This is a genomic window from Enhygromyxa salina (genome assembly GCF_002994635.1).
Classification (GTDB): Bacteria; Myxococcota_A; Polyangia; order Nannocystales; family Nannocystaceae; genus Plesiocystis; species Plesiocystis salina_B.
Window position 1 is genome coordinate 129,345 of record NZ_PVNL01000139.1, and the last position, 13,693, is coordinate 143,037.

Annotated in this window: 12 protein-coding genes; 3 read left to right on the forward strand and 9 right to left on the reverse strand. The window is 67.7% G+C overall.

Annotated features, from left to right (window positions below):
* Positions 1-153 precede the first annotated feature (153 nt).
* The 6 genes from ENSA7_RS38650 to ENSA7_RS38670 all read right to left on the reverse strand — a co-directional run bounded on the left by ENSA7_RS38650 (position 154) and on the right by ENSA7_RS38670 (position 6,322).
* Positions 154-1,545: a serine/threonine-protein kinase gene (locus tag ENSA7_RS38650; protein WP_181234531.1), complete on the reverse strand. Its 1,392-nt coding sequence runs from the start codon at positions 1,543-1,545 to the stop codon at positions 154-156.
* Positions 1,546-1,708: 163 nt separating this feature from the next.
* On the reverse strand, positions 1,709-3,583 hold the full coding sequence (locus ENSA7_RS38655) for a mechanosensitive ion channel (protein WP_106094449.1): 1,875 nt from the start codon (positions 3,581-3,583) through the stop codon (positions 1,709-1,711).
* Positions 3,584-3,726: 143 nt separating this feature from the next.
* Positions 3,727-4,491: a lysophospholipid acyltransferase family protein gene (locus ENSA7_RS38660; RefSeq protein ID WP_106094450.1), complete on the reverse strand. Its 765-nt coding sequence runs from the start codon at positions 4,489-4,491 to the stop codon at positions 3,727-3,729.
* A gap of 87 nt (positions 4,492-4,578) precedes the next feature.
* Entirely contained in the window at positions 4,579-4,737 is a 159-nt protein-coding gene (locus tag ENSA7_RS44675) for a hypothetical protein (protein ID WP_181234532.1), read from the reverse strand.
* A gap of 16 nt (positions 4,738-4,753) precedes the next feature.
* Positions 4,754-5,104 (reverse strand): helix-turn-helix domain-containing protein, encoded by a 351-nt coding sequence (locus tag ENSA7_RS38665; protein ID WP_106094451.1) that lies wholly within the window; start codon positions 5,102-5,104, stop codon positions 4,754-4,756.
* Between the two features lie 60 nt (positions 5,105-5,164).
* Positions 5,165-6,322 (reverse strand): esterase/lipase family protein, encoded by a 1,158-nt coding sequence (locus tag ENSA7_RS38670; RefSeq protein ID WP_106094452.1) that lies wholly within the window; start codon positions 6,320-6,322, stop codon positions 5,165-5,167.
* 98 nt (positions 6,323-6,420) lie between these two features.
* On the opposite strand from ENSA7_RS38670, the gene ENSA7_RS38675 reads away from it, so the two are divergent.
* Positions 6,421-7,248 carry a lysophospholipid acyltransferase family protein gene (locus tag ENSA7_RS38675; RefSeq protein WP_146158642.1) on the forward strand — a complete coding sequence of 276 codons (828 nt, stop codon included), beginning with the start codon at positions 6,421-6,423 and terminating at the stop codon, positions 7,246-7,248.
* Here the strand turns inward: ENSA7_RS38675 and ENSA7_RS38680 are convergent, their stop codons facing one another.
* On the reverse strand, positions 7,249-7,899 hold the full coding sequence (locus ENSA7_RS38680; protein WP_146158643.1) for a hypothetical protein: 651 nt from the start codon (positions 7,897-7,899) through the stop codon (positions 7,249-7,251). It abuts the gene before it with no gap.
* Positions 7,900-7,986: 87 nt separating this feature from the next.
* Between ENSA7_RS38680 and ENSA7_RS38685 the strand changes: the two genes are divergently transcribed.
* Both ENSA7_RS38685 and ENSA7_RS38690 read left to right on the forward strand, forming a co-directional pair.
* Positions 7,987-10,029 carry an RCC1 domain-containing protein gene (locus tag ENSA7_RS38685; RefSeq protein ID WP_106094455.1) on the forward strand — a complete coding sequence of 681 codons (2,043 nt, stop codon included), beginning with the start codon at positions 7,987-7,989 and terminating at the stop codon, positions 10,027-10,029.
* A 41-nt stretch (positions 10,030-10,070) separates the two neighbouring features.
* Positions 10,071-11,153: an AAA family ATPase gene (locus ENSA7_RS38690; RefSeq protein ID WP_106094456.1), complete on the forward strand. Its 1,083-nt coding sequence runs from the start codon at positions 10,071-10,073 to the stop codon at positions 11,151-11,153.
* 1 nt (position 11,154) lies between these two features.
* On the opposite strand, the gene ENSA7_RS38695 is transcribed toward ENSA7_RS38690, so the two are convergent.
* Together ENSA7_RS38695 and ENSA7_RS38700 are read right to left on the reverse strand one after the other, a co-directional pair.
* Positions 11,155-12,744, reverse strand: coding sequence for a lipopolysaccharide biosynthesis protein (locus ENSA7_RS38695; RefSeq protein WP_106094457.1), 1,590 nt, complete (start codon positions 12,742-12,744; stop codon positions 11,155-11,157).
* Positions 12,741-13,628: a hypothetical protein gene (locus ENSA7_RS38700; protein WP_146158644.1), complete on the reverse strand. Its 888-nt coding sequence runs from the start codon at positions 13,626-13,628 to the stop codon at positions 12,741-12,743. Before ENSA7_RS38700 ends, ENSA7_RS38695 begins: the two co-directional genes overlap by 4 nt.
* Positions 13,629-13,693: the final 65 nt, after the last annotated feature.

Here is a 13,693-nt window from a genome sequence, read left to right on the forward strand (position 1 = left end):
GCCAGGGCCGGGATCGCTGTCGAGCGCGGCGCAAGCACCTACCCGTGCTCGTCATCGACGACGGCAGCGCAGCGCCGGGCGGCCGTGGAGCTCATCGTGGTCCGGCCGAGACCTCGACTCGCGCGCTCGGTCTGAACCACTTGCAACTGGCGACTACCCGATCGCCCACATCACCCAGCCGGCGAGGCCGCCGAGGAACGCCAGCGCCGACATCGTCGCGAACATCATGGACCCGCCCGGGTGGCGATCCATGAACCGGCCCATCTTGGTGTTGTTGGCCTTCATGAACGTGACCGGGCAGCACACCGCAAAGTCGCCGCCGCGCACGTGCTCGAGGGTCTCGATCGCCTCGAGCGCGCCGGCGAAGCGTTGATCCTTGGCGTGCGCGAGCCCGTCGCGCAGGAAGTGGCGCAGCTCGATCGGGACCGCGGCCTGATGCGGGTTGTCGAAGTTGGGATCGAGCCCCGCCACCAGCGAGCGCTCCTCGGCCGCGAGCACGGTCTGCATCGCCGTCGGCTCGAGCTTCACGTAGGGCACGAGGGTCAGCAGCTCGTAGAGCACCACGAAGGCGCTGTAGAGATCGCTGCGGCCGTCGAGCTCGGCGACCTGCCCGCTCGCCTGCTCGGGCGACATGTACTGCGGCGTGCCGACCACGGCGCCGTCGACGGTCTCGGTCGAGGCCCGGTCGAGCGCGGCGAGGTTGCGGCCGAGCTGCTCCTGGCTGCGCATCGGATGGGCGATGCCCCAGTCCATCAGCACGACCTCACCGTAGCGCCCGACCATGATGTTCTCGGGCTTGACGTCGCGATGCACGAGGCCCTGACTGTGGGCGTACTGCAGCGCCCGCAGCAGCCCCGCGAACAGATCGAGGCGAGCCTCGAAGCCGTAGCGCTTGTGGTAGGCGGCGTCGCCCGCGGCCAACTTTTGGATGATCGAGCTGAGGGTCTCGCCCTCGACGTACTTCATGACGAAGAACAGCGATCCGTCTTCGTCGACGCCAACATCGTGGATCGGCACGATGTTGGGGTGCTCGAGGCTGCCCACCGTGCGGACCTCGTCGATGAAGCGCGCGACCGCGTGCGGGTTGGTGTCATCGAGGAGCCGCTTGACGGCGACCTTGCGCCCGATGTCGTGGTCGTGGGCGAGCTTGACCTCGCCCATGCCGCCGCGGCCGAGCAGCTTGTCATTCTCGTAGCGGGTCTGGTCGCGGGGCACGATGATCAGCCGGTCACCCTCGCTGCGGACGTCGGGCAGCACGGTCGCGTGACCTCGCGTTGGCCCCAACGATGTCGGGCCGAGCGTCTGCCCGAGCGTCTGGCCCTGCCCCGACTGCCCACCCGCGACCAGCGTCTCCTGGGTCGTGCTCGCCGGGCCCGTGCCCTCGGCCAACAGCGTCTCTTGGGTCGAATTCGGCGACGCCGCATGATCAGCGACCAGCGTCTGCTGGGTGTTTGTGGCGAACAGCGTGGCGGCTTCGGTCTGCGGCGCCGAGCTGGCACGGCCGGCAGACGTGGGCGGATAGGCGACGGTCTCACGTACGGTCATGGGAGTGCTCCGACAAAACGACGTGCGAACCACGGACGGATCGACAGGTCCCCGCAAGTATCGCATCTGTGGGTTGCCACCGCGCGTACGACCACACCGTAGTGCAGTTACGGGTGGCGCGCACCGACCGCACGCCACCCGCTGCCTCGGCTACCGGCCCCGGCTAAACATCATGCGACGACGAGATGATCGTGCTGCTCGAACCAGCGCCCCCGCCCTTGGCCTCGCGATACTGCTTGCGGACGATCTCACCCGCGACATCCCGCGAGCCCAGGCCGAACGCCAGCGCCCCCGCGAGACACAGGCCGCCAAACAACAGCGCGAAGCTCAACAGCACGAACTCGTCCGCGAAACCGAGTTGGTGCACGGCCATCGTGAACGCGAACACCAGCACGGCGTAGCGGGCAAACTCGGCCATCCACACCGGGCCCTGCTCCGCGCTCCCCGGTCCGACTGGTCCCGTCTGTCCCGGCTGTCCCATCTGTCCCATCTGTCCCGGCTGTGCCGTGGGGGGCGGCGCGGCCCTGCGCTGGCGGGTCTCGATCAGATCCCGCACATAGTTGCCGACCGCGAAGCCGACGCCGACGATCACCAGCGCGACCGCGGCCCGGGTGACCGAGAACACCAACAGCGCGTCGACGTAGCTGGCCCACAGGTCGAGGCTGAGGCTGTGCAGCGCCTGCGCGAGCGCGAGCAGCACGATCACGATCTGGACCACGAAGCCAGCTAGCCCCGACGGCTTGCCGAGCTCGTCCTCGCGCTCGGCGATCTGGTTGAGCCCGATCTTCGCCATCCAGCGATCCAGGCCGACGCCCTCGAGGGCCCGCTGGGTGATCCCCCGCGCGAGCCGGCCCACGAACACACCCACGACCACGATCACGATCGCGAGCAGCAGCGAAGGTAGCATCAGCCAAAACTGCGCCATCATGGCGGTCAGCGGCACCGACAGGGTCTCGAGCCCGACCGCTTGCAACGCCGCGATCCCGGTCTCGATCAAGATGAACGCCATCGCCAGCCACCCGGCGACCTTGCTCGGCGTCGACTTGCCGAACAGACCCGACAGCCGCAGCTTGGCGACCAGCGTGTCGAACCCGACAGCCTCGAGCGCGCGCGTGACCACCAGCCGCACGACCTTGGCGAGGATCCAGCCACCAATGCCGATCAGCGCCGCGACACCGAGCGCCGGAAGCAGGCTCATGATCGAGTTGACGACGTTGCTGAGCGGGCGCGAGATCGCGGGGATCTGCAGCGCGTCGATCGCCCCGGCGAGCCCAAGCAGAATCACCAGCCAGAACACCACCCTGCCCGCGGTCTCGGAGAACCGGGTGTCCTTGGCTTCGATCTCACCCGCGGCCGCGGTGCTGGGGCGGACGACGACCTCGGCAGCCGGGACCTGATCGAGCTCCGCGAAGCGCTTGTCGACGCGCGCAATCTGCAGGGCCTTGACGACGACCTTGCTCGAGATCAGCGCGACGATATAGGCCGCGACCATGATCAGGATCGCCTTGCCGATCAGCGGCAGCGCCTGCGCCACCGTCGAGACGAACCCCTGAATCGGGGCCGCCGCCTGCTCGAGGCCGGCGAATTCGAGCACGCCCACCACCACCAGCGCCATCAGCAGATAGAACACGACCTTCGCCGTGATCCGCTCGAGCCGATGGGGATCGGCCTGGGTGCCGGTCCTGATCCCCTCCGTGTCATCGACCATCATGTTGATCCCCAGCCGCTTGGCGAGCCGGTTGTCCCAGCTGGTCTTGACCAGGACCCGATACACCACCCACGCGAGCAGCTTGGCGATCAGCCAGCCAACGATGAACAGCAGCACACCCGCGAGCAGCTGCCAGCCGACTTGCAGAATGTCGTCGGACGCGACCGGGCCGACCAGGTCCCGCCACCACTGCGCTGTGAGGATGTCCGGCCGGCCTTGCTCGACGACGACCCGCTCGGCGTCGGGCGGCCCGGCGAGGGCGAGTCGGGGGACGGCTACCGCCAGCAGGGCGACGGCGCCCATGATGATTCGCTCGAGTCGGTGCAGCATGGTTCTCCTTCGCCTGCGCTCGGGCGCCTGCGAACGCTCAAGCATGGGCCCGTCGAGATGGAGATCAACGCGCTCATCCGGCGTTCTTTGCGAGCTGTCACCCGATCCTCGTCAGGTGTTTGCGTTGACTCGAAGGTGTGCGTTCAGCTCGGGCCCGGCTCGAGGGCCGCGGCCAACATCCGGGCCTTCTCGGCGATGATCAACGCGCGCACGTGATCTCGAAACGCCGCCACGTCGCCCTGAAACTGGCTGGGATCGACCGGGTCCATGACCTGCACGTGGCACTTGGCGGCGATCTTCACCCGCAGACCGTGCTTGGGCAGGGTGTCGGCGGTGCCGGTCAGCACGATCGGATACACCGGACAGTTGGCCTCGATCGCCAGACGAAACGCCCCGTCCTTGAACGCCTTGACCTCGGCGTCGGGTGAGCGGGTGCCCTCTGGAAACATCAGGATCGGCATGTCCTTGGCGAGCCACGCGTGGCAGCGCTGGCTCATCTCGATGATGCTGGCCTTGTCACCCCGACGCAGCGGCACGTAGCCGTTGTAGTGCATGTTCCAGCCCAGGAACGGCGACCGGAACACCGCCGCCTTGCTGACCCACTTGTACGGACGATACAGCCCGAACAGCACCAAGATATCGCCGAGCGACTCGTGGTTCGAGACCAGCACCGCCTTGCCGCGCCACGGCAGCTTGGCGCGCCCCGTGATCCGCAGCCGCCAAAACGGGTTGAGGTAGAACATGATCTGGGCCCAGAAGCAGGAGTACAGATGCTGGACCACGCGGCGCCGGTCGAACGGCACCGTGAGCACGAAGCACGCCGTCGCGCCCAGGAACATCACCATGCAGACGAGCCCGAACGTCAGCCACCACACCGTCGCAAACACGACCTGAGCAGCCTGCCTCATCGGGGTAGACTACCAGGGTGCCGCACCAGCGGACACAGCTCGGCGACCGACGTCAAGTCGGATGACCGCGCCACGATGACAGCTCACTCACGCGGCCAATGACCGAATGAGCACTGCAAACTGGTGCGCAGTGATCGCGATCCGGTGCGCAGTGATCGCGATCCGGTGCGCAGTGATCGCGATCTGGTGCGCAGTGATCGCGATCTGGTGCGCAATGATCGCGATCGCTCGCGATGGCATGCGCATTGATCGCGATCCTAGGTCATTTGTTGTCGGCCTCCGACCCGGAGTCGCGATCGAGTTCCTCGAACAACGTGGCGAGCACCCGCTCCACCAGCTTGAGTTCGGCGGGAGAACGCCCGGCCAACAAGCCGTTGATCCGGGCGATCTCCTCAGGGACGCCCTCGAGCTCGAAGGAGGTGAACATCGCCGCAACTGTCAAACCCAGGCCCTTACTGACCTTTCGCAAGGTTCGGAGCGAGGGCGAGAAGTCCTGATGCTCGAGACGCCTGATTGTGTCGGCTGCGAGCCCGCTCCGTTCGGCCAACTCTTCTTGAGTGAGCCGCCGAACTTCGCGGAGACGCTTGACGTGAGCCCCAAATGAAACTGCCACTGTTTGTGTTGTCGGCGCCTCGTTTCCAGTTGATCCAGATAAACGGTTGATTACCGGGTATTAAATTGGCGCCGGGCCCCCAGAATTTTCGAGGATCGCCCCGGCGACATCCCGCCACAGGGCCGCGAAGCTCTTGTGCCCAAACCCCGAGCCCGACGAGATCCAGTCGTGGTGCGCTGGCTTGTGGAAGGGGTCGTGCAGGTGCCCGATCACGTCGAGGTGATCGGCCGTCGCCACGTGCAGGATCCGCCCGTGCACCTGCGACGCGGTCGGAACCATCCCGTCGTTGTCCGCCGCGGTCGGCAGCGCCCCCCAGGCGGCACGCATGGCGCCGCGCTGCTGCTCGTTGAAGGGCACGTGAAAGTCGGGCGAGAGCGGCGTCGCGCGCCGGTACAGCCACTGCAAGAACGCATGGGTCGCGTGCTCGTAGGGGCCCCCGCTCACGCGCAGCTGCGAGCGCAGGTTTGGCGCCGGGCAGCGCGCGACGATGGAGCCGTAGTGCACGCCCGGTCGCTCGGACACGCCCGCGTTGAACAGGTCGAGCGCCTGCGGCATCAGCTGCGGGATCAGGTGCGGCTCGGTTCGAAGCTCGCGCATGAAGTCGGCGACCGAGAGCCGCTCGTCCTCGGTCGCGCAGTCTTTCTCGAGCGCCTCGGCGGCCTCGCGCTCGAGTGTCTGCAGCACCACGTGAACCGGCGTGTTCGGCAGCAGCCCCTCGCCCACCAGCACGCGAGCCAAGCGCAGCGCCAGGTGAGCGGGGACCTTGCCGTGGCGCAGAAACAGCACCGTCAAGATCGAGACCGTGCGCAGCAGCGGCTCGCCGATCATTCCTGCGAGGTGCCCCGCCAGCGGCGAGCCACGGTGAGGCGTACACACCGAGATCACGCTGCGGACTCGCGCCGCGTGCCGCTCGACCTCGCCCGGCCCGAGATCCACCCCGGGGCTGGTCACGAGCCGGGCGTCGAGCCCACCGGTGCTGTGGCCGACCACGTGGACCGGACCGTCGTCGGGCAGCACGGCGATCACGTCTCGCAGGTCTCGCGCTCGCTGGCGCAGCGACGCGACCGGGTGCGTGCGAACCCGATGGACCTGGACGTCGCTGCCCCGCGCTCGGAACTCGCTCTCGAGCAGCTCGCGGACGTGAGCGAAGTAGACCAGCGGACCGAAGTTCACGAACCCGAAGAAGCCGGGTACCAGCACGAGGTGTTGCGTGGCCACGGCCCATCATACCCCGATCGATCCACTGGTTTGTCCCCGTCCGGGGTCTGGCCGCGCGGGCGCCTGGGCTGTTACGCTGTGCTGGCGGCCCTCGAGCCGTGGGTACGCCCCCCATGCAGTCCAATCCGTCCGACCACACACCGGGACAGCTAGGTTGCTACGACGCCGCGTTCGTTCGCCGCACCGCGCCCAAGCTCGAGCGTCTATTGCACGGCTACTTTCGAGCGCGCATTCACGGACTCGAGCGCGTACCCGAGGGCCCGTTCTTGGCGGTCGGCAACCACAGCGGCGTCGGACTGGTCCCGGACGCCCTGGTGTGGCTGTCCGCGTACCACAGCGCCCGCCGACCAACACCGCTGCTCACGCTCGTCCACGATCAGATGTTCGATAACTACCCGCGCCGCCTGGCCCGATGGGTCGCCCGGTTCGGGGCCATGCGCGCCGACCCAGACCACGCACTCGCGGCTTTGCGTCAAGGCTACGCCGTGCAGGTCTACCCCGGCGGCGACCACGACGCGTGTCGACCGTTCTCGCAGCGCAACCAGGTCGTGTTTGCCGGCCGCACCGGATACGTCGAGCTCGCGCGCGCGGCCGGGGTGCCGATCGTCCCAATCGCCGCGATCGGCGGGCACGAAACCCTGATCATCCTCAGCGAAGGTCGCCGCCTCGCGCGTCGGCTCGGGGTGGACCGCAAGCTGCGGCTCGAGTCGTTCCCGGTCAGCTTGTCGATCCCGTGGGGCCTGTGGATTGGGCCGCCGCCGGGCTACGTGCCGCTTCCGTCCCGGATCGAGATCGACGTGCTCGAGCCGATCGATCCCGAGGTTGTCGCGGCCGGCTCGACGGTCGAGATCGACGCGCGGGTCCGCGGCGCGCTGCAGGCCGCGATCGATCGTCGCGCCGCCAACCGCCGACTGCTGTTCGGATAGCTAACCATCGCCGACCGGCGTGATGACGGTGATTGGCGCCCCCGCGAGCCGACCGATCAGCTCACCCACCGGCACGCCCGCGGCCCGCTCACGCGCTGTGTCGAGCCAGATCACCACAATCGGCATCACTGGCGCGCGGCCGGCCCAGTCGCGCACCAGCAGGTCGAGGTCCAGCCCGTACCAGTCTGGAAGCTCGAGCAATTCATGCAACCACGCCGCGAAGGTCCAGGCCGAGGGATGTGATGCATTCGGAGGATAGACATGTACGCCGACCTCCGGGGTCGCGGGCGCGCAGTCGACCCGCCTGGGGTCCACACACACCACGTGCGGCTGATAGCAATCACCATACTCGGTCGCAAACGCGGCCCCGCACGCACAGCGAAGGTTGGGGCCATCGAGCCCGTCGGGTCCACAGCAGCCGGTGCTGCCGCCGAGCGTCGCGGTCGGGAGGTCGCGGCGGCAGCACAGGATATCGGCAGCCGAGATCCCAAACTCGACGAAGCCAGACCGCGCCCGCCACATGCAGCCGGCCGGGAGCATGTCGCGGCCTTCGACGAGCTGCACGGGATCGGCGTCGACCTCGATCTCCGTCAGCGCGACGGACAAGTCGGCCCGGCAAGCCCGACAGACGAGGGTCCACGCGCGGCTCACAGCTCACATTGTACGGGTCCGGTTGTGACGGCGCCACGGTCTGAGCTGGGCTGGTCGGATCCTCGGAGTCCAAGCTAGTCTAGGCCGATGTCCCACCGCTGGTACTGGCCACTCATGTGCTCGATGTTGCTCATCGCGTGCGCAGATCCACAGGTCACCGACGACGGCGAGACCAGCAGCGAGACCGGCGACGAGTGCCGGCTCGGCGCCGAGGACTGCGGGTGCGACCAGGGTTCGTGCGAGTCGGGGCTCGCGTGCGTCGATGACCAGTGCGTGAGCTCCAGCTGCGGCGACGGAGTCGTGCAGGACGGCGAGCAGTGCGACGACGGCAACCAGGACGACACCGACACCTGCGTGCAGGGCTGCGTCGAAGCGAGCTGCGGCGACGGCTTCGTCGGCCCCGGCGAGGGCTGTGACGACGGAAACCAGGACAACGCCGACGCGTGCAGCAACGCCTGCGTGCCCACCACGTGCGGCGACGGGATCGTCCAGGAGCCCGAGCAGTGCGACGACGCCAACACCGATGAGACCGACGACTGCCTCTCGACCTGCGCGCAGGCCAGCTGCGGCGACGGCTTCGTGCACGAGGGCGTCGAGGCCTGCGACGACGCCAACGCCAGCGACACCGACGCGTGCCTGACCAGCTGCGTCGACGCGACCTGCGGCGACGGCTTCGTGCACGAGGGCGTCGAGCCGTGCGACGACGGCAATGACGTCGACACCGACGCGTGCCTGACCGGCTGCATCGCAGCGACCTGCGGCGACGGTCTGGTCAACGAGGGCGTCGAGGCCTGCGACGACGCCAACGACGACAACACCGACGCGTGCACCCAGGCCTGCGAGCTGCCAGCGTGCGGCGATGGGTTCTTGCAGCCCGACGCGGGCGAGCTGTGCGACGACGGCAACCTGATCGACGGTGACGGCTGCGAGGCCAGCTGCCTGCCGACCCCCGGCGCGCTCGAGATCGCGGCTGGCAGCCGCCACACCTGCGCGCTGAGCCTGGATCACGAGGTCCACTGCTGGGGCGCCAACAACTTCGGTCAGCTCGGCCTGCCCGGCGTCGGCACGATCGGCGACGACGAGCTGCCCAACACCGTCCCGCCAGTCGTGGTCGGCGGTCCCGTGGTCGCGCTCGCCGCTGGCTTCTTGCACACCTGCGCCGTGCTCGAGACCGGCAGGCTGCGCTGCTGGGGGTTCGGCAACGGCGGGGCGCTGGGCTACGGCAACACCATGAACATCGGCGACGACGAGGACCCCGCGACCGCCGGCGACATCGACATCCCGGGCGACGTCGTCCAGGTCGTCACCGCGACCGAGCACACCTGCGCGCTGATCGAGGGCGGCGCGGTTCGCTGCTGGGGCTCCGGCACGGCCGGCAAGCTCGGGCTCGGCAACACCACTTTCATCGGCGACAACGAGCTGCCCAACACCGTCGGCCCGCTCAACCTCGGCGGCACCACCGTGCAGATCGCCGCGGGGGCCGTGCACACCTGCGCGCTGCTCGATACCGGCGAGGTCCTGTGTTGGGGCCAAAACAGCAACGGTCAGCTCGGCTATGGCAACACCGCCAGCGTCGGCGACAACGAGACGCCGGCCTCGGTCGGTCCGGTCGACATCGGCGCCGTCGCAATCCGTGTTGCGACCGGCTGGCAGCACACCTGCGTGATCACGGACACCCAAGCCGTACGCTGCTGGGGCAACGGCGGGTTCGGTCGGCTCGGCTACGGCGACACCGTCACGATCGGCGACGATGAGCCACCCAGCAGCGTCGGCGACGTCGACCTCGGCGGCGGCCTCGCGACCGGGTTGGTGCTCGGCGACACCCACACCTGCGCGTTGCTCGACGACGGCGCGGTCCGCTGTTGGGGTCGCAGCGACCGCGGTCAGCTCGGGTATGCCAACACCAGCTCGATCGGCGATGACGAGCTACCCAGCGCCGTCGGGGCGGTCGAGATCGGCGGCGTCGTCACCCAGCTGTCCAGCTTCTACCAGCACAGCTGCGCGCTGCTCGGCAACCACGCCGTCCGTTGCTGGGGCCGCAACTCCAACGGTCAGCTCGGCTACGGCGACACGATCACGATCGGCGACACCGAGGTGCCCGCCAGCGTCGGCGATGTGCCGTTCTTGTAGCGGTCTGGTAGCCTACGCGGCGACCCACCGACGAGGAACGCGTGCGCAAACTCGAGAAACTGACGATCAGGGGCTTCAAGTCGATCCGAGATCAGACCTTGCAGCTCATGCCGCTGAATATCCTGATCGGCGCCAACGGGGTCGGCAAATCGAACCTCATCGGGGTCTTTCAGCTGCTGCGAGAGATCGTCGCGGAGAACCTCGCCGCCTACACCGCCACCAAGGGTGGCCCTGACGCGGTGCTGCATTTTGGACGCAAGCACACGGAGCGGCTGCACATCGGCCTCGACTTCGCTGACGGTGCTGTCACCAATAGCTACGCCGTCGACCTCATCCCGACTGAGGACAACCGATTCGTCATCGAGAGCGAGACGGCCTCCTACCGCGAACGCGACAACGACCCGCGGTCACACGATCTACCTATCAGCTCGTACTCGAGTGAGTCCAAGCTGCGGACACACTCGCATCGGTGCGCCCAACAAGTGCTGGACGATCTCGAGGGCTACCGCGTCTTCCATTTTCACGACACCAGCGCCTCGGCGCCAATGAAGCAGCTCTGCGAGATCGATGACAACCGCTTCCTTCGAGCGAACGCGGAGAACCTTCCCGCGTACCTGTATTTTCTCGCACAGAAGCACCCCGACAGCTTCGCCACGATCGAAGGTGCAATCCGCCAAGTCGCCCCCTTCTTCGACCGCTTTGAGCTCGCCCCGTCACGGCTCAACCCATCTCGCATCCAGCTCGAGTGGAAAGAGCGGGGCCGGGACGCGTTCTTCAAGGCGTCGGCGCTCTCCGATGGCAGCTTGCGCTTCATCTGTCTCGCCGCCCTGCTGCTCCAGCCCGAGCCCCCGCGGTTGATCCTGCTCGACGAGCCGGAACTGGGTCTGCACCCGGCCGCGATCACGGTTCTCGCCGGCATGATGTCCGCCGCAGCGTCACGAATACAGATCATCGCAGCCACGCAGTCCGTCACCCTCATCAACCATTTCACGCCTGCGCAGGTGTGGGCGGTCGAGCGTGAGGGGGGGCAGAGCGTGTTCAAGCAGCTGTCCGCCGAGGACATGTCAGCGTGGTCCGACTCGGCGATCTCTGGGAGAAACGACGTGACCGGGAGCCGCACGTAGATCAGCCCGCTTCTCGATCACGGGGCGAGACCACCCCCAGGCTCCACAGCGCGAGCGCCCCCAGGCCCAGGATGCCGAGCTTCACCAGCAGCTCCCACCAGACCCACAGTCGGCCGTCCACGAGCATCCCCGCCGCCACGACCACCAGCAGCACCCCGGCGATCCGCGCGAGCCGGCCGACCTCGAAGTCCGGCATCTCGCAGCGCCGCGCCGCCCAGCGCACGCCAACGACCAAGATCGTGTACCCCACGACAGTCGCCCACGCCGCGCCGACGAGCCCGTAGCTCGGCAACCACAGCAAGTTGAGCACCACGTTGGTCACGCCGCTGACGACCGTGATCACGGGTATCAGGCGGTTTTGCTTGTAGTAGAACAGCACCGCCACATAGACGTAGTAGAGCCCCTGAAACAGCCCACCGAGCGCGAGGATCGGCGCGATCTCGGCCGCGAACGCGTACTTGGAATTGATGAGCCCGCTACGCACGATCGTGGGCGAGAGCACGACCATCGCGGCGCTCATCGAGCCGACCGCGAGCATGAAATAGGTGATCGAGCGGGCCACGAATGGGCGCTCTTCCGGTCGCCCGTGGGCGCGGGTGAACTGCGGGACCCAGGCGTTGTTCATCGACACCGCGACCATGTTGACGGCGTTCATGAAGTCGTAGGCGGCGCTATAGATCCCGACCGCGGCCAGGCCCAGGTTCAGCTCGCCGTTCTCGTCGGGCGTGACCCCCATCTCGGCCACCGCGGCCGCGCTCGCGCCGGCGTCGAGCCCAGGATAGTGGTGTTCGATGATGAAGCGATCCGACATGCCCAGCACCCAGTGCGCGATCAAGTGGGGCACCAAGGGCAGCGAGAAGCGCAGCGCCGAGCGCAGATCATCCCAGCTCCAGGCCAGCTTCAGGTGGCGAACCGAGTAGACCGTGAACGGGACCGCGAGCACGATCAAGCTCGCGGCCCGGCCAAGGAACATGCCCATCACCCCGAGGCCCGCGAGCGCGACCAGGCTCAGCGTGCCCAGCACGTTGACCGCCGAGCCCAGCAGGCTGACCCCGACGAACGGCTTTGAATTCTCCGACGCCACCCAGGTCGCCTTGGGCACGACCCCGAGCACGCCCAAGAACACCATCCACACCGTCATCACGCCGTAGGGCCAAAACGGGAGATCAACGAACAACAGCGGAAACAGCGAGGGGCCGGTGACCGTCGCGATCACGCACATGCCAAACGACCACGCCAACAAGAACGAGAGGATCGTGCCCTGAAACCGGCGCTTGCCGACCTCGTCGTGCTCGTGATCGAAGTAGAAGCGGGTCACCGATCCGTGCAGCGCGGGGTTGCACAGGTGCGTGAAGCCGGTGAACAGCATCATCGCTAGTGAAAACAGCCCATATTCTGCCGGCAGCAGGAACATGGTCAGGATCGGCATCATCAGCACGGACAGCAGCGACAACCCAAGCTCGCCGAGCGCGTAGATGCTCGAGTTCTTGAACAGCCGCGTGATCCGAACGCGCGAGCTCCCGAGCTCGGGCCCCGGGTTGTCCGCGGCGGTCGTGTCGCCCGTGTCGCCCGTGTCGCCCGTGTCGTTCATGGCCGACGACCCAGACCCAGCGCCACACCCAGGTCGTGCGCACGTCGGCGCACCCCAACCTTGACCCGCGCGACCCGGTGCTCGGTGCCAAGCAACAAGATCTCACGCAGCTGCTCGGGCGTGCGCTTGTGCTCGGCGCCCAGTTCGTAGCCGCCCAATTCGACGTCACAGCCCGCGTCGGCGGCCGCATGCGTGAGCGTGGGAAATTCATCACGCTGCCACCGATCAAATTGCTCGCCGCTCGCGTCCTCGGTCGCGCTCAGCCCGGCCAGCGGCCCGTACAAGAAGAACGGCCGCCCAGCCTCGAGCGCATAGAAGCTGGCCGTGCTCACCCGGTTCGAGCTGACGAAGGCGTGGCGCTGGATCAGCTCGCGCTGGCGCCGAAGAAACGCCGGGTTGTCACCGCGGGGGCCCATGGTCGTGGTCGCGAAGCCCTGGCGCTCGAACACCTCGCGCAGCGCCGGCTGCTCGTACTCGAACCAGTATAGGCAGACGGTGATCGGCCCGAAGCCGGACGCCTCGAGCCGCACCAGCGCCTGTGCGTAGGCGTCCATGGTCCCGGCCAGGGCCTGCTTCTCCCACCCGTGGAACGGCACGATCAGCACGCTGCGCGGATGATCCGGCCCGGGGTCGGGCGTGGTCGGCATGTACAGCCACGGCGCACCAATCGCGACCGCCCCGCGATGCCCAGCCTCGCGCGCCCGCGCCAGGTTGCGGCTCGACCACACGATCTTCGGCCCCGGCTGGGCCATGTCCTGGGGCCGCATGCCGATCCCAGGTTGCCAACCATGCTGCAGACGCACGGGGATCGGCATGTGCGGCGACAGCCCGCAGTAGGACAGCAGCAGGTGCGCGTGTCCGTAGTGGCGGTTCTCGGCGAACATGGTGGGTGTCACGAGCGCCAATTGAGGCGACAGCGCTCGTTTGCCCGGCGGTGCTGGGGGTGTCA